Source organism: Streptomyces atratus, from assembly GCF_900119365.1.
Taxonomy (GTDB): domain Bacteria; phylum Actinomycetota; class Actinomycetes; order Streptomycetales; family Streptomycetaceae; genus Streptomyces; species Streptomyces atratus_B.
Map to the genome: position 1 here is coordinate 19,788 of NZ_FPJO01000002.1, position 18,678 is coordinate 38,465.

General features: G+C 71.7%; 17 protein-coding genes and 1 tRNA gene. 9 read left to right on the top strand and 9 right to left on the bottom strand.

Annotated elements, in window-relative coordinates; translation table 11 throughout:
• Positions 1-39: 39 nt before the first annotated feature.
• The 6 genes from thrB to BT364_RS04250 form a co-directional block, all read right to left on the bottom strand.
• Complete coding sequence (gene thrB / locus BT364_RS04225; protein WP_072483729.1) at positions 40-957, bottom strand: homoserine kinase; 918 nt, start codon at positions 955-957, stop codon at positions 40-42.
• Positions 958-1,266: 309 nt separating this feature from the next.
• A complete protein-coding gene (gene thrC, locus BT364_RS04230; RefSeq protein ID WP_072483730.1) occupies positions 1,267-2,337 on the bottom strand; it encodes a threonine synthase in 1,071 nt (356 codons plus the stop codon).
• Positions 2,338-2,343: 6 nt separating this feature from the next.
• Complete coding sequence (locus tag BT364_RS04235; RefSeq protein ID WP_177328017.1) at positions 2,344-3,693, bottom strand: homoserine dehydrogenase; 1,350 nt, start codon at positions 3,691-3,693, stop codon at positions 2,344-2,346.
• Positions 3,694-3,788: 95 nt separating this feature from the next.
• Positions 3,789-5,180 carry a diaminopimelate decarboxylase gene (gene lysA, locus BT364_RS04240; RefSeq protein ID WP_072483731.1) on the bottom strand — a complete coding sequence of 464 codons (1,392 nt, stop codon included), beginning with the start codon at positions 5,178-5,180 and terminating at the stop codon, positions 3,789-3,791.
• A gap of 26 nt (positions 5,181-5,206) precedes the next feature.
• Complete coding sequence (gene nrtL / locus BT364_RS04245) at positions 5,207-6,205, bottom strand: ArgS-related anticodon-binding protein NrtL (protein ID WP_072483732.1); 999 nt, start codon at positions 6,203-6,205, stop codon at positions 5,207-5,209.
• A 55-nt stretch (positions 6,206-6,260) separates the two neighbouring features.
• Positions 6,261-6,674: a response regulator gene (locus BT364_RS04250; RefSeq protein WP_072483733.1), complete on the bottom strand. Its 414-nt coding sequence runs from the start codon at positions 6,672-6,674 to the stop codon at positions 6,261-6,263.
• A 238-nt stretch (positions 6,675-6,912) separates the two neighbouring features.
• Between BT364_RS04250 and BT364_RS04255 the strand changes: the two genes are divergently transcribed.
• Positions 6,913-6,984: transfer RNA gene (locus BT364_RS04255), tRNA-Arg, on the top strand.
• 93 nt (positions 6,985-7,077) lie between these two features.
• Here BT364_RS04255 and BT364_RS04260 read toward each other — a convergent pair.
• Together BT364_RS04260 and BT364_RS04265 are read right to left on the bottom strand one after the other, a co-directional pair.
• Positions 7,078-7,455 (bottom strand): hypothetical protein, encoded by a 378-nt coding sequence (locus BT364_RS04260; RefSeq protein ID WP_177328019.1) that lies wholly within the window; start codon positions 7,453-7,455, stop codon positions 7,078-7,080.
• Between the two features lie 108 nt (positions 7,456-7,563).
• Positions 7,564-8,220 carry an ATP-binding protein gene (locus tag BT364_RS04265; RefSeq protein WP_072483735.1) on the bottom strand — a complete coding sequence of 219 codons (657 nt, stop codon included), beginning with the start codon at positions 8,218-8,220 and terminating at the stop codon, positions 7,564-7,566.
• Between BT364_RS04265 and BT364_RS04270 the strand changes: the two genes are divergently transcribed.
• On the top strand, positions 8,219-8,362 hold the full coding sequence (locus BT364_RS04270; RefSeq protein ID WP_079179312.1) for a DUF397 domain-containing protein: 144 nt from the start codon (positions 8,219-8,221) through the stop codon (positions 8,360-8,362). The genes BT364_RS04265 and BT364_RS04270 overlap by 2 nt on opposite strands.
• 288 nt (positions 8,363-8,650) lie before the next feature.
• Here the strand turns inward: BT364_RS04270 and ku are convergent, their stop codons facing one another.
• Complete coding sequence (gene ku, locus BT364_RS04275) at positions 8,651-9,733, bottom strand: non-homologous end joining protein Ku (RefSeq protein WP_072483736.1); 1,083 nt, start codon at positions 9,731-9,733, stop codon at positions 8,651-8,653.
• Between the two features lie 61 nt (positions 9,734-9,794).
• On the opposite strand from ku, the gene ligD reads away from it, so the two are divergent.
• The 7 genes from ligD to BT364_RS04310 all read left to right on the top strand — a co-directional run bounded on the left by ligD (position 9,795) and on the right by BT364_RS04310 (position 18,675).
• Entirely contained in the window at positions 9,795-10,691 is an 897-nt protein-coding gene (gene ligD, locus BT364_RS04280; RefSeq protein ID WP_072483737.1) for a non-homologous end-joining DNA ligase, read from the top strand.
• A gap of 202 nt (positions 10,692-10,893) precedes the next feature.
• The gene (locus BT364_RS04285) at positions 10,894-13,068 is read left to right on the top strand and encodes a HEAT repeat domain-containing protein (protein WP_072483738.1); all 2,175 of its coding nucleotides are present in this window, start codon (positions 10,894-10,896) and stop codon (positions 13,066-13,068) included.
• Positions 13,065-13,388, top strand: a complete 324-nt coding sequence (locus tag BT364_RS04290; protein WP_072483739.1) for a zinc ribbon domain-containing protein — start codon at positions 13,065-13,067, stop codon at positions 13,386-13,388. The genes BT364_RS04285 and BT364_RS04290 overlap by 4 nt, the downstream gene beginning before the upstream one ends.
• A 273-nt stretch (positions 13,389-13,661) precedes the next feature.
• Positions 13,662-14,441 carry a hypothetical protein gene (locus BT364_RS04295; RefSeq protein ID WP_072483740.1) on the top strand — a complete coding sequence of 260 codons (780 nt, stop codon included), beginning with the start codon at positions 13,662-13,664 and terminating at the stop codon, positions 14,439-14,441.
• 44 nt (positions 14,442-14,485) lie between these two features.
• The gene (locus tag BT364_RS04300) at positions 14,486-15,763 is read left to right on the top strand and encodes a sensor histidine kinase (protein WP_072483741.1); all 1,278 of its coding nucleotides are present in this window, start codon (positions 14,486-14,488) and stop codon (positions 15,761-15,763) included.
• A 78-nt stretch (positions 15,764-15,841) separates the two neighbouring features.
• Entirely contained in the window at positions 15,842-17,221 is a 1,380-nt protein-coding gene (locus BT364_RS04305) for an FtsW/RodA/SpoVE family cell cycle protein (RefSeq protein ID WP_072483742.1), read from the top strand.
• Positions 17,218-18,675, top strand: coding sequence for a penicillin-binding transpeptidase domain-containing protein (locus tag BT364_RS04310; protein WP_072483743.1), 1,458 nt, complete (start codon positions 17,218-17,220; stop codon positions 18,673-18,675). Before BT364_RS04305 ends, BT364_RS04310 begins: the two co-directional genes overlap by 4 nt.
• Positions 18,676-18,678 lie beyond the last annotated feature (3 nt).

The window sequence follows — 18,678 nt, forward strand, 5'->3', positions numbered from 1 at the left end:
AAACATTCCCCCTCTCACTCACCGGCAATCACTTCTCGGCTACGGGGCGAGCGGCAGCACACTCGCGCCCGGGGCGTCGAGAGCGAGGCGATTGGCCGCCCACCCCTCGCCCGCCAGCTGTGCGACCTTGCCGGCCGCACCGTCCTCGGCCAGTGCGAGCACGGTCGGCCCGGCACCGGAGATGACCGCGGGGACGCCGTCCGCGCGCAGTCGGTTGACGAGTTCCACGCTCTCGGGCATCGCCGGGGCGCGGTACTCCTGGTGCAGCCGGTCCTCGGTGGCGGTGAGCAGAAGCTCGGGGTGCCTGGTCAGCGCCTCGACGAGCAGTGCGGCACGGCCGGCGTTGAAGGCGGCGTCGACGTGCGGGACCGAGCGCGGGAGCAGTCCGCGGGCGGTTTCGGTGAGGACCGGCTTGCCGGGCACGAAAACCACCGGAACGATGGATTCTGCGGGATCCATCCTGATCGCGCGCGCCGATCCGCCGTCCATCCATGCCAGCGTGAAGCCGCCGAGCAGGCAGGCCGCGACGTTGTCCGGGTGGCCCTCGATCTCGGTGGCGAGCTCCAGCAGCGCCGCGTCGTCGAGCCGGACGTCCCCGCCGGTCGTCACGGCGCGGGCGGCGACGATGCCGGCGCAGATGGCGGCGGAGGAGGAACCGAGGCCGCGCCCGTGCGGGATGCGGTTGGCGCAGACGATCTCCAGGCCCCGGGGCTGTCCGCCGAGCAGGTCGAAGGCCGTGCGCAGGGAGCGTACGAGGAGGTGGCTCTCGTCGCGGGGCAGCGTGTCGGCGCCCTCACCCGCGATGTCGATGTGCAGTCCGGAGTCGGCGACGCGGACGACGACGTCGTCGTACAGCCCCAGTGACAGGCCGAAGGCGTCGAAACCCGGGCCCAGGTTGGCGCTGGTCGCGGGGACGCGCACCCGGACGGCGGCGGCTCGGAAGGCGGGACCGGCCATCGGTTGGACGACTCTCCTTGTGTGACAGCGGGGGGTGGTGAAGCGTTTTCTCCGTGGTGGCGGGAGGTCGTGATGACGGGGAGTGGGATTCCGGGGAACCGACGGCCACAACGGCCCATGCACCGCGGCAGATGCGCCGGGGCGGGTTGGGTACAGCTTATCGAAGGAAGGTTCTGTGGCGACATAGGGCGCACGGGAGGCGCACGATGCGTGTCGCACGCCTCCTATGCGCTCTCCGCCCCGAAAAGGGGCGGTTGAGCTGGGTTCTTCCCCGGTCCGTCGGACATGGCCGACGGACCGGGGAAGGCCCTAGACGAGGCCCAGCTTCTCGGCGGCGGTGGCCGCGTCGACGGGGACCGTGACCGGCTGCGGGGCGCCCGCAACGGCCCAGTCGGGGTCCTTGAGGCCGTTTCCGGTGACCGTGCAGACGATCTTCTGGCCGGGGTCGACCTTGCCCTCTTCGGCGGCCTTCAGCAGACCGGCGACCGAGGCGGCCGAGGCGGGCTCGACGAAGACGCCCTCCTGGGAGGCCAACAGCCGGTAGGCGGCCAGGATCTGGCGATCCGTCACCTCATCGATGAAACCGCCCGATTCGTCCCGGGCATCCAGCGCGTACTGCCAGGAGGCCGGGTTGCCGATCCGGATCGCGGTGGCGATGGTCGACGGGTCCTTGACGATCTCGCCGCGCACGATGGGCGCGGAACCGGAGGCCTGGAAGCCCCACATGCGCGGGGTGTGCGTGGAGACCGCGTCCCCCGCGTACTCCTTGTACCCCTTCCAGTACGCGGTGATGTTGCCCGCGTTGCCGACCGGGAGGACGTGGATGTCCGGGGCGTCACCGAGCGCGTCGACGATCTCGAACGCGGCGGTCTTCTGGCCCTCGATACGGACCGGGTTGACCGAATTGACCAGTGCCACCGGGTAGTTGTCCGAGAGCGAGCGGGCCAGCGTCAGGCAGTCGTCGAAGTTGCCGTCGACCTGGAGGATCTTGGCGCCGTGCACCAGCGCCTGGCCCATCTTGCCGAGCGCGATCTTGCCCTGCGGCACGAGGACGGCACAGACCATGCCGGCCCGCACCGCGTACGCGGCGGCGGAGGCGGAGGTGTTGCCGGTGGAGGCGCAGATGACGGCCTTCGCACCCTCCTCCTTGGCCCGGGTGATGGCCATCGTCATGCCGCGGTCCTTGAAGGAACCGGTGGGATTGGCGCCCTCGACCTTGAGGTGCACCTCGCAGCCCGTGCGCTCGGAGAGGACCTGAGCGGGGACGAGCGGTGTACCGCCCTCACGAAGCGTGACGACCGGCGTCGTACTCGTGACCGGAAGGCGGTCCCGGTACTCCTCGATGATGCCGCGCCACTGGTGGGTGCCCTTGCTGGTCATGGGTCCTTACTCCCCTTCAACACGCATGATGCTGGCGACACCGCGCACGGTGTCGAGCTTGCGCAGCGCCTCGACGGTCGCCGAGAGGGCGGCGTCGGACGCGCGGTGGGTGACGACGACGAGCGATGCCTCGCCGCCCACCCGTCGCCCGCCGCCACCCTGCTCGATGACGACTTCGTCGCCGCTGCCCGGATTTCTGCCCTGCTGGCGGACCGTATCGATCGATACGCCCTTTTCGGCGAAGACCGTCGCGACCTGGGCGAGCACGCCAGGCTTGTCGGCCACGTCGAGACTGATGTGGTACCGCGTGACCACGTCGCCCATGGGGCTGACCGGCAGACGCGTGTACGCGGACTCACCGGGGCCGGTGGCCTCGTTGAGCTTGTTGCGGCAGACCGCGACCAGGTCGCCGAGGACCGCGGACGCGGTCGGCGAGCCACCGGCGCCGGGGCCGTAGAACATGAGCTGCCCGGCCGCCTCCGCCTCGACGAAGACCGCGTTGTACGCCTCGCGGACGGAGGCCAGCGGGTGGCTCAGCGGGATCATCGCGGGGTGGACGCGGGCGGTGACCGACTGCCCGTCGGCGGCGCGCTCGCAGATGGCGAGGAGCTTGACGGTGCAGCCCATGCGGCGGGCGGAGGCGATGTCGGCGGCGGTGACCTCGGTGATGCCCTCGCGGTGCACGTCGCCGATCCTCACCCGGGTGTGGAAGGCGATGCCGGCGAGGATCGCGGCCTTGGCGGCGGCGTCGAAGCCCTCGACGTCGGCGGTCGGGTCGGCCTCGGCGTATCCGAGCGCGGTGGCCTCGTCGAGCGCCTCGGAGTAGCCGGCTCCGCTCGTGTCCATCTTGTCGAGGATGAAGTTGGTCGTGCCGTTCACGATGCCGAGGACCCGGTTGACCTTGTCACCGGCGAGCGACTCGCGCAGCGGCCGTACGAGCGGGATGGCGCCGGCCACCGCGGCCTCGTAGTAGAGGTCCCTGCCGTGCTGCTCGGCGGCGGCGTGCAGCGCGGCGCCGTCCTCGGCCAGCAGCGCCTTGTTGGCGGAGACGACGCTCGCGCCGTGCTCGAAGGCGGTGGTGATGAGCGTGCGGGCGGGCTCGATGCCCCCGATGACCTCGATGACGACGTCGATGTCGCCCCGTTTGACCAGGGCCGTCGCATCGGTGGTGATCAGCGCGGGGTCGATGCCCTCGCGCACCTTGGAGGGCCGGCGCACGGCGACACCGGCGAGCTCGACCGGCGCGCCGATGCGCGCGGCGAGGTCGTCGGCGTGCGTCGTCATGATGCGCGCCACCTCTGAGCCGACCACTCCACAGCCCAGCAGCGCCACCTTCAGCGGACGCGTACGCATCATCCGACCTCGTTTCCTTTACATCTGATGTGTGGACCAGTCTCACTCACCGGACGGGAGTTTCTGCCACCCGTCCGGATCCTGAGACATCTATTTCATCAGCCGACATCGAGACACAGGAGATCTTCCTCCGTCTCGCGCCTGACGATGACACGCGCCTGGCCGTCGCGCACGGCGACGACCGGCGGACGCAGGGCGTGGTTGTAGTTGCTCGCCATGGAACGGCAGTACGCGCCGGTGGCGGGCACGGCGATCAGGTCGCCGGGGGCGAGGTCGGACGGCAGGAACGCGTCCTTGACCACGATGTCGCCGCTCTCGCAGTGCTTGCCGACGACCCGGGCGAGCATCGGCTCGGCGTCGGAGGTGCGCGAGGCGAGCGCGACGGTGTACTCGGCGTCGTACAGCGCGGTGCGGATGTTGTCCGACATGCCGCCGTCGACGCTGACGTACGTACGCAGCCCCTCCAGGGGCTTGATGGTGCCGACCTCGTACAGCGTGAAGGCGGTCGGGCCGACGATGGCGCGCCCCGGCTCGACGGAGATCCGCGGGGTGGCGAGCCCGGCCGCCTCGCACTCGCGGGTCACGATGTCGCCGAGCGCCTTGGCGATCTCGTGCGGCTCGCGCGGGTCGTCCTCGGAGGTGTACGCGATGCCGAGCCCGCCGCCGAGGTCGATCTCGGGCAGCTCCACCCCGTGCTCGTCGCGCACCTCGGCGAGCAGCTGCACCACGCGCCGGGCGGAGACCTCGAAGCCGGCCATGTCGAAGATCTGCGAGCCGATGTGGGAGTGGATGCCGATGAGCTCCAGACCGTCGAGAGTGAGCGCCCGGCGCACCGCCTCGGCGGCCTGTCCCCCGGCCAGCGCGATCCCGAACTTCTGGTCCTCGTGCGCGGTGGCGATGAACTCGTGGGTGTGCGCCTCGACGCCGACGGTCACCCGGATCTGTACGCGCTGCCGCTTGCCGAGCCGCTGCGCGATGTGCGCGACCCGGGCGATCTCCTGGAAGGAGTCGAGCACGATACGACCGACGCCGACGGCGACCGCCCGTTCGATCTCGGCGACGGTCTTGTTGTTGCCGTGGAAGGCGATGCGCTCGGCGGGCATCCCGGCGTCCAGCGCGCAGGTCAGCTCGCCGCCGGAGCAGACATCGAGGTTGAGCCCCTCCTCCTGGAGCCAGCGCACGACGGCGCGCGACAGGAAGGCCTTTCCGGCGTAGAACACGTCGGCGTCACGTCCGAAGGCGTCCGCCCAGGCGCGGCAGCGGGCCCGGAAGTCGCTCTCGTCGAGGAAGTAGGCGGGGGTGCCGAACTCCTCGGCCAGCCGCGTCACTCCGATCCCGCCGACGGTGATCACGCCGTCCTCGTCGCGGGTGACGGTACGGGCCCAGACCTTCTCGTCCAGAGCGTTGAGGTCGGCGGGCGGGGCGGTGTAGTGCCCTTCCGTCATGACATCGGCGTGACGGGGCCCGGCGGGGTGTGCGGATCGGCTCATGGTGTTGCTCTGCTCTCTCGGATCTCTCAGAGGACTTCGGGTGCGCTGATGCCGAGCAGGGACAGGCCGCCCGCCAGCACCGTCCCGGCGGCTTCGGCAAGAGCCAGCCGGGAGCGGTGGGCGGCCGAGGGTTTCTCGTCACCGACGGGGAGCGGCGAAGCGGTGTCGTGGAGGTCGAAGAAGGCCAGCGCGAGGGCTTCCAGCTGCCGGGCGACCCGGTCCGGCTCGCGGTGCCGGGCGGCGGCGGCGAGCACCCCGGGGTGATCGGCGAGCAGAGCGCCGATCACGGGCGCGTCCACGCTCTCCTCGTACACCGCGCCGAACCCGAGCTGCCGGGCGTTGCGTCCCAGCGCACGGATCCGGGCGTGTGCGTACCGCACCCGGAACAACGGATTGCTCTCCTGCTGGACGAGGAGCTCGCCGCTCCCCGTGCTCCGGGGCCGGTCGTGCGGGGCGGACCGCAGCAGGGCCCAGCGCGCGGCGTCGCTCCCGAGCCGCTCGAAAAGGTCACGGTCTGCGGCCGGCACCGGCATCACGTGCAGCGCCTCCCCGCCCGCCGTCCGCTCCCCGACCTCGGCACCCTGGGCCCGGAGCAGCCGCTCGACGGCCTCGGTGACGACCCGGGCGCGGAGCTCCCCGACGGGTGCGAACGAGACCGCCGCTCCGGCGAGGGCGTCGCCGTGTCCGTACGCCGTGCCGTGCGCGGCGACGGTCCGCACCAGCTGGTCGAGGCCGCGCGCCCCGGCCTGCAGCGTGAAGTTCAGGAATCCCGGCCCGGTGACCTCGACGTCCCCGATGCCCGGCGCGCCCAGCATCCGTTCCCGGAGGATCTCCGCCACGTCCCTGGCCGGCAGCGCGGCGGGCCCGGCCAGCTGGAGGGCGACGGCGCAGGCGTACTCCCCGCGCCCGCCGGGGCGCGTCCGCTCCACCCGCACACGCGCGGGCACGGGCGCGCGCAGGGCGTCCTCGTCGACCGCGCGGCGCACGGCGTGCAGCACGGTCCTGGAGAGATCGGCGGGGGTCACAGGACAAGCGTATGGGAGGAAGAGGGGCACCCCGCGACCCGGTTTCGCCATGCGGTCACCCCGCTGCACGCTCCGCGGCCCCGGCACCCTGCCTGCCGTCGAGCGACGGCGGGTCGTCCCGCTCCATCAACTGCCGTACGAGCCGCACCAGCTCGGTCGGCTCGAAGGGCTTCGCGAGGAAGGCGTCGACCCCTGCGGCGACCCCGCTGTCCACCTCGTACGCCGTGCAGGCGCTGATGATCGCCACGGGCAGATGTCTGGTCCGCGGATCGGAGCGCAGTCTGGCGGCGGTCTCCAGACCGTCCAGCCTGGGCATGACGACATCGAGCGTGATCACGTCGGGACGGACCCGATGGACCAGATCCAGACACTCGACACCATCGGCCGCGGTCACGACCTCGAAGCCCTCAAGCTCGAGGTTGACCCTGATCAACTGCCGGATGACCTTGTTGTCGTCGACAACAAGCACGCGGCCACACGCCCCTGACACACTTCGAGGGTAGGGCGGACGTAGGGGCTGCGTCCGGGTTTTGCCTATTTCCGTCCCCGGACGAGTGGCGCGAGGGGTGGCCGGATACATCCGGAATGCATCGCACGCCCCCTCCACCTGGCCCGCGTCACCCCTCCGGCGACCCGGAAATACCTGTTCACGGACACCCCGCGGAAGCTGGTAGTGTTTCACCCGTCGCCGAGCCACACAGCGATACGCCCTCGTAGCTCAGGGGATAGAGCATCGGCCTCCGGAGCCGTGTGCGCAGGTTCGAATCCTGCCGAGGGCACTTCTATAGACCCTCCGACCAGCAGAAACGCTGAGCGGAGGGTCTTTTTCGTCGCGAGCGCGGGCGCTGCCTGCCTGCGGCGGCCCGTACGGGCTACGGCCCCACGTCGTCCGGCCCGTCGGAGCCGATCTGTTCGGCCCGCAGTGCCAGGTCCTGGAGCACATCGGCGGAGGTCACATCCGTCTGCCCGGAGTCGTGCACCTGGGCCAGCATCGCGAAGGCCAGGGTGAACGCACCGACGAGCTGCTCCACCGCACCGCCGACCTCCCGGCCGACGAGCGTCGCGACCTCCTCGATCGAGGCGTCCTCGGGAACGGTGATCCGGGGCATCGTCTCGTTGAGGAGTACGGTCACCACGCTGGGATCGGTCTCCAGGTCCTCGCGGTCGACATTCTCTTCGAGCAGCCGACGGATCTCGCCCGCCTCCGTGAGGATGCCCACCACCCGCTTCACCACTTCGCTCTGCTCCATCCGGCGAGCATAGGCGCGGAGCGGTGCGGGGGGTGATCAATCGGGGTTCCTGCCGCCGTCATGACGCGCCGGCGCCGGTCTCCCGACGGGTTCGGGCCGGCCACGTGCTCAGCGCGGGAACACCTGGCCCGGGTGCGTCGTCGCCCCGTCCTCGGCCCGCACGGTCAGGGGCTCCGACGCGGGCAGCCGCAGGGCCGGGCCGTCGTCAAGCCCGATGACGACCGCGAGGCCGCCGGACGGGTACCGCTCGCTGCGCACGCTCCGGACGGTGTGCCAGGCGCCCCATGCCCGTACCGACTGCCCCGGCCGTACGGTCACCGCCGCGGCCTGTGCGCCGGCGGGCCGGGGCACAGGAGTGACCCCAGAGGCCAGCAGCTCCGCCCAGACCGTCTTCCCGATCCCGGCCCGTCGCTCGTCCACACCCCACCGGTCCGCCAGCGCGTCGACGAGCTGGAGGCCGCGGCCGGTCGTTTCGAGCGTGCCGGGCGTCGCACCCGTGGCCGTCCCTCCCCCCGCGTCGCTCACCTCCAGCCGGAGCAGTGCCCCGCGCTCCCGGCAGACGATGCGTACGCCGACCATCCGGTCGCCGGGCGCGGGTGCGCGCAGGGCGTTGGTGACCAGCTCGGAGAGGATCAACTCGCCGGATTCGGCGGTGTCCTGGCGCGCTCGCCAGTCACCGAGCCTGGCGCGGAGGGCGGCTCGGGCCCGGGGGACGCTGTCGCGATGACGAGGCAGCTTGAAACTCACTTCACACGGTTCACTCATGGCAGCTCCCCACCTCCCCCACCTCGTCCCCGTCCGCGACAGCAAGCGCCCCGCCGGGCCCGTGATCGGATTCGGACGGGGTGCGTGGCGGGCGTTCGTGAGGGAGCTCGGGCAGCCCTCGCGCTCTCGGGTACGGGGGTGATTCGGCCTCGCAACGCCCCGGATTGACACTGCTCGGGGCGTCATGGAAGGTGATCCGGCCGGGTTCGATTCGAGGCCCGGATTGGTCAAACGCTGGGGGGCCGACGCGAGTTGGGACGATCAGAGTTTCGGTGGCGGGGCCGGTTCCGCCTCACCGCCGCCGGGGTTCGCTCCGCCTCCACCTCCGCCACCCGCGCAGCCGCCCGGGGGCGGGCTGCGGTCCGTGGCCGTGGCGTTGCTCAATCCCCTGGCACGCACACTTCCCGATCGAAGGTCACCCGACAGGCTCTCAGGCCGAGGCGCGCTTGCGGGAGGCCGTCTTCTTCGTCGCCTGCTTCGAGTCCGCCTTCGCGGTGGTCTTCTTCGCCGAAGTCCCGGCGCCGGTCCTGGCAGCCGACTTCTTCGTCGACCGGGCGGCGGTCTTCTTGGCGGGCGCCCGGCTCGACGCGGACTTCTTGGTGGACGCGGCGGTCTTCTCGGTGGACGCCGCGGCCTTCTTCTTCGCCCCGGTCCCGCCGGACTTCTTGCGGCCGGTGAGGGAGGTGACCTCGGCCACCGGGGCGTCCGCGGTCTTCTCCCCGGCCTCCGGTTCCTCGCCCCGGGCCTCCTTCGCCGCCCGGACACTGCTCTCCAGGGCCGCGATCAGGTCGATGACCTTGCCGCCGGAGTCGTCCGGCTCGGCCGGCTCCATCGTCCGGCCCTCCGCCTTCGCGGCGATGAGCTCCTCGACCGCCTCGCGGTAGTCGTCGTGGAGCGAATCCATGTCAACCTCGCCGAGGGTGTCCATCAGCGCGTCGGCCAGGTCGAGTTCGGCGTCGCGGACCTTGACCTCGGTCTCCGGGGCGACGCCCTCGGGGCTGCGGATCTCGTCCGGCCAGAGCAGGCCGTGCATGGCGATCACATCGTCGACCACCCGCAGCATGCCGAGCCGTTCGCGGCCGCGCAGCGCGTACTTCGCCACGGCGACCTTCTGGCTCCGCTTCAGCGCCTCACGGAGCAAGGTGTACGGCTTGGCCGCCGGGACCCCGTTGGCGGAGAGGTAGTACGCCGCGTCCATCTGGAGCGGGTCGATCGAGGCGGCCGGCACGAAGGCCACGATCTCGATCGTCCTGGCCGTGGGCAGCGGAAGCGAGCCGAGGTCCTCGTCGGTGATGGGGATCATCGAACCGTCGGGCTCCTCGTACGCCTTCCCGATCTCGGCGGCGGCGACCTCCTGCTCGTCGATCTCGCAGACCTTGCGGTAGCGGATCCGGCCGCCGTCGGCGAGGTGGATCTGACGGAAGGAGACCGAGTGGTTCTCGGTGGCGTTGACCAGCTTGATCGGGATGCTGACCAGCCCGAAGGAGATGGCGCCGTTCCATATGGACCTCACCGTTCACCCCTTGTGTCCGTGTAGATACCTTTAGGTCCGTGAATCGTGTGATTCTTATCGTATGACGCCGATCACAGAGGTGGAGGGGCGGCGGCTGGCGCTCAGCAATCTCGACAAGGTGCTGTATCCGGCCACCGGAACCACCAAGGGCGAGGTACTGCACTACTACGCGGCCACCGCCGCGGGGCCCCTGCTCGCCCATCTGGACAACCGGCCGGTCTCCTTCCTGCGCTATCCGGACGGGCCGGACGGGCAGCGCTTCTTCACCAAGAATCCGCCGCCGGGTACGCCGTCCTGGGTACGGACCACCCCGGTGCCGCACCACGAGGACAAGAAGGCCAGGCAGGTGATCGTGGGGGATCTGGCCTCGCTGATGTGGGCGGCCAATCTGGTGGTGGAGTTCCACACCCCGCAGTGGCGGGCCGGTGCGCCCGGGATCGCCGACCGGATGGTGTTCGACCTGGACCCGGGCGCGCCCGCGACCGTGGTGGAGTGCTGCGCGGTGGCACTGTGGCTGCGCGAGCGGCTGGCGGCGGACGGGCTGCGCGCATACGGGAAGACGTCCGGGTCGAAGGGGCTGCATCTGCTCGTACCGCTGGAGCCGACCCCCGCCGATCGAGTGTCGGCCTACGCGAAGGGGCTGGCCGTCCAGGCGGAGCAGGAGCTCGGGGACCTGGTCGTGCACCGGATGAAGCGGGCGCTGCGGCCGGGGAAGGTGTTCGTCGATTTCAGCCAGAACGCGGCGTCGAAGACCACCGCCACCCCGTACACGCTGCGCGCCCGGCCCGAACCGACCGTCTCCGCGCCCGTCACCTGGGCGGAGATCGAGGAGTGCCGGGCCCCCGGGGAGCTGGTCTTCCTGGCGGGCGGGATGGGGGCGCGGCTGGAGCGGTACGGGGATCTGCTCGGGCCGCTGGCCGATCCGGACGGGGCCGGGCGCCTGCCGGACGCGCGGTAGGCCGTCAGCAGGGCCTCGGGGAAGCGCTTCTGGCGTCTCGCCATCAGAAGAGACCGTTTCGCATCGGTCCACCGATAGCGCATGGCATGGGCGTTTGTCATGCTCGCCAGGAAAAGACCGCATGTGGAGGGCGGATCGTCCGACCCGTGGTGCACACTCCTCGCAGACACTGCTTCGTTGAAATGCGTGGGGAGGCGATGGGGTGTTCGCTGGGATCGACGAGGTCGACTGGGCCTCGATGGAGCATGCCTACGGACCGGCCGGTGATGTGCCCGCGATGCTGCGGGGGCTGGCGTCCGCCGATCCGGCGGAGCGCGAACAGGCGCTGGACGGGATGTACGGGGCGGTTCACCACCAGGGTGATGTGTACGCCTGCACGCTGGCCAGCATTCCTTTCCTCTTCGAGCTGGTCGTGGATCCGGGCATCCAGGACCGCGGCAGCATCGTCGAGCTGCTCACCAGCATCGGCGGCATCGATCTGGACGAGGACGACGAGGACGAGATCGACGAGGACGAGATCGAGGGCGCGGCCAACTACGCGATGGCGGCGACCGCCGTCACCGCGGGCGCCGGGGTCTTCTTCGAGCTGATGACGGACGAGGACCCGGGGGTACGGCTCAGCGCACCCCTGGCGCTCGCCGCGCTCCACGACCATCCGGACCGGGTTCTCGCGCTGCTGCGCGAACGCCTGCCGATCGAGCCGGACGAGGAGGTGCGGCTCGCCCTGGTCGAGGCCGCGGGGCGGGTCGCCCTGCGCCACCGGTCGCTGGCCGGGCAGGCGGCCACCTGGCTGAGCCGGCTGGCCGGCGAGGGCTTCCCGCCGGGGCTGCGGCTGGCGGCGCTGGCCCAGCTGGCGCGGTGCGCGCCGGACGCGCTGCCCGGCGATGTGGTGCGGGTGGTGACGGGGCTGCTGCGGCAGCTGCGCTCGGCGCCCGCGCGCCGGTCCGGGGCGGCCCCGGCGGTGGACGCCCAGGCCGGTGCGGCCGAGGCGGTCGCGGCCGTCGAGGCGTACCCGGACACGGCCGGGGAGCCGCCCGCCGAGGAGCGGGTCGCGCCGGTGACCCTGGTGGGCCAGTTGCGGGCGCTGTCCGACAAGGAGGTCCCGGCGCCCGCCGCCCCGTGGACGGCGGATCTGCTGCGCACGCTGCACGTCGGACTCGACGACCGGGTCGCCGAGCGGACGGCGCTGCTGACGGATCAGCTGCGCAGCCCGGACCGCCGGCAGCGAATCGACGCGCTCCGGATGAGCAGCGGGCTGATCCGGGCCTGGCGGGGCTCGTACGAGGAGCTCGTCCGGCTGATAGGTGAGCAGCTCGCCACCCCCGATCCACTGCTGGCCGAGGCGGCCTCGCACGTGCTGGAGGAGCTCTTCGGGCTCGCCGCGCCCGCCGCCGACGCGCTGGCGGCGCGGGTGGCGGCGGATCCCGGGGCCTGGGTGCGGGACTGGCCGAGCGGGCCGCCGGCGCTGGGCAGTGCGGTGAAGGCGCTGGCCAGGCTGGGTGACGCCCGTGCCGTGCCCGCGCTGGCCGCCGCGCTGGAGCGGCCCGAGGTGCCGCACGACGTGGGGTTCGCCATCGGACATCTGGGGGCGGCGGCGGCCCCGCTGGCCGAGGTGCTGCGCCGCAGGCTGGGCGAGGTCCCGCTCGACGAGCGGGCGCACGACCGGGCGGGCCCGCTGCTCACCGGCCTGGCCGTGCTGCGGGCCGACCAGGCGCTGCCGGAGGTGCTGCGGGTGCTGCGCGGTGTGCCGGAGTACCGGGGCGAGTGGGTGCGTACCGCGGCGCTGCGGGCGCTCGGTGCGTTCGGGCCCGCGGCGCGCGGTGCCGTGCCGGAGCTGCGGGCGCTGCTGCGGAGGCCCGGGGCCACTTCGGCGACCGAGGCGGCCAAGGCCCTGTGGGCGATCGAGGGGGATGCCGGCGCGGTGCTGCCGGTGCTGATCGAGGGTCTGGGGGCGGAGCGCGTCCATGAGGTCCGGTCCGCGGTGAACGCGCTGGGCGGGCTCGGGGCGCGGGCCGCGGTGGTCGCGCCCCGGCTGCGGGCACTGCTGGGGCACGAGGAGCAGTGGCTGCGGGTGGACGCGGCGGTCGCGCTGTGGGAAGTGTCCGGGCGGGCCGACGAGTCCGTACCGGTGCTCCTGGCGGACTGGGCGAAGAGTCGTCATGTGCGCGTCCGGGTGGCGGAATGCCTGGCGCGGATGGGTGCCGCTGGTGCAGGGTCGGATGCGGCACGCGCGCTGCGCGCCGAGCTCACCTCCGTACGCCGTTACAACGCGATGGACGGCGTGTTCGGCAGCCACGACACGTACGAGGACGAAAAGCTGCTGGCGCTCTGCCGGCAGGCGCTTCTGCGGAATACGGGGAAGGGACCCACAACATGATCATTTTCGGTACGCGAGGTTATCTGTACCAACTGGCCATACTCACGCTGGTCTGCGGTTGGTGCGGCAATCCGGCCGCGCACACGCTGCGCAAGAGGGTCACGAAGTTCACGCTGTTCTTCGTGCCGCTCTTCCCCTTCTCGACGAAGTTCGCGACCCAGTGCACCTTCTGCGGCGGGGAGCAGCAGATCCCGAAGGAGCAGGCCGAGCAGCTGCTGGCACAGCACGCGGCCTCGCAGCAGGGCAATCCGTACGGGCAGCCGCAGGGTCAGCCGGGGTACGCGCCGAACGCGCAGGGCCAGAATCCCTACCAGAGCTGATACGCGCCTCCGTCGTTACCGAAACGAACGCTTTTGCCTGTACTAAGACCGACCGGCAATAGGGGGGCGGCGTCGCGGGGCTGGGCACGCACATCTGCCGCGTTGTCGTCAATCAACAACGCTCCGCGTTGCCTCAATCCTCCGCCTTGCAGCTGCACGCACCCAGCCCCGCTCCTTCACCCACCCCCCAATTGCCGGTCGGTCTAAATAAGTAATTCAGACTTCCTTCCGAATAGGGTTCATGAGACCTGGACCTCGGGAAGGGAGGGAGTCATGCGTCCGCTTCGCCGGGTGCGGTGCCGTACGGCGGCGGCCCTCGGGGCCGTCGCCGGCGTGGCGCTGCTGACCGGCTGCGGCAACGGCGGCGGGCTGCGGAGCGCCGGACCGACCCCGACCGCCGTCGGGCCCGCCCGGCTCTGGCCCGAGCTGCCGCCCGCCTCCGCCGCGCCGTACGACTACGGCGAGGGCGAGACCGCGCACATCCCCGGGATCGAGGTGCCGGACGACGATGTGCACCGGCTGGATCCGGTGGCGGTGGTGCAGGCCGGTCTGCGGGCCCGGCCCGACCGGTCCAGCGGCATGGCCGACCTGCCCGCCGACACCGTACGGAAGATCAACGCCTGCCGGACCGAACCGGCCTCCTGTCCCGTGCTCCGGCCGTACTTCCGCGATCTGACGGGCGACGGCAGGGACGAACTGGTGCTCGGCATCCGGCTGGCCGACCATCAGCTCTCCGTGCGGGTCTACATGCCTCAGGCGGGCGAGCTGACCCGGATCCTGTCCACCTCGGACGCCGTGATCAGCGTCGAGCTGGCCGGCCGGGACCTGATCATGCGGGCGCCGTCGGCGATCACGGGGTACGAGTACCGCACCTCCTGGTCCTGGGACGCCCGGCAGCGCGCGATGCTGCCGACGAAGGACGAGATCCAGCGGATCCCGCCGTCCCGGGCGCCGCGCCCGCAGCTCACGACCGCCCGGCCGAGCGCCGCGCCCGTCGCACCCACCGGCCCCGCCGCGACGCCGTCCGCCGGTGTCTCCGCGGAGCGCCGGTGAGCAGGCCCGGCGCGGGCGGAAGCCGGGCGGGGCTTCGGCCGCGGATGCCTTCCTGGGCCGCGACGCTCACCTGGAAGTCGGCCGTCTTCATCACCGTGATGTGCTGTGCGCTCGCCGCCCTGCTGGGCGTGCTGGTCCACAGCGAGGTGACCCGCCAGACCGTCGGCGAGGCCCGCGAGAAGGCCCTGTCCCGGCTGACGGACGTCACCGCCGCGTACGAGACGGGCGAGGCGCTGCCGCCGGGTTCCGGGATCGATCCGCCGGGGCTGCCCGCCGCCCTGCGCGCCCTGGCCGCGAGTGGCGAGCGCGGCACGCTCGTCGGCGAGCACGGCGGGCGTCCGGCCATGTGGGCGGCGGCCCCGGCCGACGGCCGGGCGCTGGCCACGCAGGTCGACTACAGCCAGAGCGCCCGCACCATCGACAGCCTCGACGGGGCGATCGTGGGCTCCTCCCTGCTGGCCATCGGCGCCACCCTGCTGGTCGGCGCCTTCGCGGTCACCCGGGTCACCCGGCGGCTGCACCAGACGGCCCGGGTGGCCCGCCGGATCAGCGCCGGCGATCTCGACGCCCGGGTCCGCGACCCGCGTACGGCGGACCCCTCGCGCCCGCAGGACGAGGTCGCGATCGTGGCCGGGGCGCTGGACACGATGGCGTCCACGCTCCAGCGCAAACTGCAGACCGAGCAGCGTTTCACCGCCGATGTGGCGCACGAGCTCCGCACCCCGCTGACCGGGCTGTCGGCCGCCGCCGAGCTGCTGCCGCCGGGGCGGCCGTCCGAGCTGGTGCGGGACCGGGTCCGGACGATGCGGGCGCTGACGGAGGACCTGCTGGAGATCTCCCGGCTCGACGCCCGCAGCGAAGCGGCCGATCTCGACGTGTACGAACTGGTGCCGCTCGTCGAACGGGTGGTGCGCGCGTCCGGGACCGCGACCGCGATCCGTGTCGGGCACCCGGAGAGCACCGCACACCTGCGCGTCGAGACCGACAGACGGCGCCTGGAGCGGGTGCTGGGCAATCTGATCACCAACGCGCACAAGCACGGCCGGCCCCCGGTGGTGCTGACGGTCGACGGGCCGGTGGTGACCGTACGCGATCACGGACCGGGGTTCCCGGACTATCTGCCGGCCGATGGTCCGCAGCGGTTCCGTACCGAGGGCGGCGGCCGGGGCCACGGTCTCGGGCTGACCATCGCCGCCGGGCAGGCCGCGATGATCGGCGCCGGCCTGGTGTTCCGCAACGCCCCGGACGGCGGGGCGGTGGCCCAGGTGACCCTGCCCGAGTACCCGGCACCGGACGACGGGGCGCCGGAACCCCGGAGCTAGCTCGTCCGAAGCATGCCGTCGGACATACTTGCTACGACATAACGGAAATACACACCAGCTCTTGCTACGTTGCCTGGCATGACCGCAACGACGGCGGACGCACCCCCGCCCGATCTACGGCTGCCCAAGCGGCGCGGAGTCGAGCTGCTGCTCCTCATCGGGGCCGTCCTCATCTCCGTCTACGGCTACGCCGCCGTAGGTCTGGCCAAGAACGGCGCGGTCCCGCCCGATGTGGCCGGCTACGGCGCGGGCCTGGGGCTGCTCGCCCTCCTCGCCCATCTCGCGGTCCGCTTCCGCGCCCCGTACGCCGATCCGCTGCTGCTGCCCATCGCCGTACTGCTCAACGGGCTCGGCCTGGTGCTGATCTACCGGCTCGACCTGGAGACGCCGAAGGACCAGGCGGCCCCCACCCAGCTGGTCTGGTCCACGCTCGGTGTGGCGTTGTTCATCGCGGTGGTCTTCTTCCTGCGCGACCACCGGGTGCTCCAGCGGTACGCGTATCTCTCGGTCGCCACCGCGCTGGTCCTGATGATCGTGCCGATCTTCTTCCCTGCGGTGAACGGCGCCAAGATCTGGATCCGGGTCGGCGGATTCTCCTTCCAGCCCGGCGAGTTCGCCAAGATCCTGCTCGCCGTCTTCTTCGCCGCGTACCTCGCCGCGAACCGCAACGCGCTCGCCTACACCGGCCGCCAGATCTGGAGGCTCCAGCTGCCCACCGGCCGGGTGCTCGGCCCGATCGTGGCGATCTGGCTGCTCAGCGTCGGCGTGCTGGTCCTGGAACGCGACCTGGGCACCTCGCTGCTCTTCTTCGGCCTGTTCGTGATCATGCTGTACGTGGCCACCGGCCGGACCGGGTGGATCGCGGTGGGGCTGCTGCTCGCCGCGGTCGGCGCGTTCGTCGTCGGCTCCCTCGAACCGCATGTGCACAGCCGGGTCCAGGACTGGCTCGACCCGTTCGCCTCCATCGACGCCGGTCAGGGCCCCGGCCAGCTGGCCCAGTCGCTGTTCGCGTTCGCCGCGGGCGGGATGCTCGGCACGGGGCTCGGCCTCGGCCACTCCATCCTCATCGGCTTCGCCGCCAAGTCGGACTTCATCCTGGCGACGGCGGGCGAGGAGCTCGGGCTGGCCGGGCTGACCGCGATCTTCCTGCTGTACGCGCTGCTGGTGGCCCGCGGCTACCGGGCCGGCCTCGCCCTGCGCGACCCCTTCGGGCGCCTGCTCGCGATCGGTCTCGCCTCGATCCTGGCGCTCCAGGTCTTCGTGATCGCGGGCGGGGTGATGGGGCTGATCCCGCTGACCGGCATGGCGATGCCGTTCCTCGCCCAGGGCGGTTCGTCCGTCGTCACCAACTGGATCATCGTGGCGCTGCTGATCCGGGTCAGCGACCAGGCCCGCAGACCGCAGCCCGGCCACGCGGAGACCGGGACCATCGCACCGGTCACGGAGGGCGAGCGGTGATCCGCTACATCCGCCGGGCCGCCGCGCTCCTTCTGCTGCTGCTCGTGGCACTGCTGCTGAACGCCGCCCGCATCCAGGTCTTCGACGCCGACAGCCTGGACAACAATCCCGCCAACCGCCGCCTGACGATCGCCCGTTACGGCCAGCCGCGCGGCAACATCCTGGTCGGCGGCAGATCCGTGACCGGTTCGAAGAACACCGGCGAACAGCTCGCGTACGAGCGCACGTACGCCAACGGCCCGCTGTACGCGCCGGTGACCGGCTACGCCTCGCAGACGTACGGCACGACCCTGATCGAGAACGCCGAGGACGGCATTCTCTCCGGCACCGACTCGATGCTCGCCCCGCTCCCGCTGTGGAACGAGATCACCCGCAGTCAGCAGCCGGGCGGCAATGTCGTCACGACCGTCAAGGACTCGATGCAGCGCGCCGCCTTCGAGGGGCTCGGCGGGCGGCGGGGCGCGGTCGCCGCCGTCGAACCGTCCACCGGGAAGATCCTGGCGCTGGTCTCGACCCCCTCGTACGATCCCGGCCTGCTTTCGGGCACCGGTTCGTCCGTCACCGACGCCTGGGCGCGGCTGAACGCCTCGAAGAGCCAGCCGATGCTCAACCGGGCGATCCGGCAGACCTATCCGCCCGGCTCCACCTTCAAGATCGTGACGGCGGCGGCGGCGCTCGACGCGGACGTCGTCACCGATCCCGACGCGGACACCGACACCCCGTCCCCGTATGTGCTGCCGGGTACGTCGACCACGCTGCCCAACGAGGCACGCGGCTGCGAGAACGCCTCGCTCGCCGAGGCGATCCGGGTCTCCTGCAACACGGTGATGGCGGATCTGGGAGTGCGGGTCGGGCTCGACGGCATGGTGGACGCGGTGCGGAGGTTCGGCTTCAACGACACCGGGCTGAAGATCCCCTCAGGGGTGGCGAAGAGCAACTTCGACACCGAGATGACCAAGGACCAGCTGGCGCTGTCGTCGATCGGGCAGTTCGACACGACGGCGACACCGCTCCAGATGGCGATGGTGGCGTCCGCCGTGGCCAACGGGGGCGACCTCAAGCACCCGCATCTGGTGGACCGTACGACCACGCATGGCGGAACGACCGTCCACCAGAACGGCTCGCACACCTATCACCAGGCGATGACCCCGCGCACGGCGATGGAGCTGCGGAGGATGATGGTGGACGTCGTGGAGTACGGCACCGGGTCCAACGCCGCGATCGACGGGGTGACGGTCGGCGGCAAGACCGGCACCGCGCAGCACGGCATCGACAACTCGGGCAGGCCGTACGCCTGGTTCATCTCCTGGGCCCAGTCACCCCGTTCGGGACAGCCGGCCGTCGCGGTCGCCGTGGTCGTGGAGGACGCCGCGGCGAACCGGGCGGACATCAGCGGCGGCGGCAGCGCGGCCCCGATCGCCCGTTCCGTCATGGCGGCGGCCCTGCGAGACTGACCG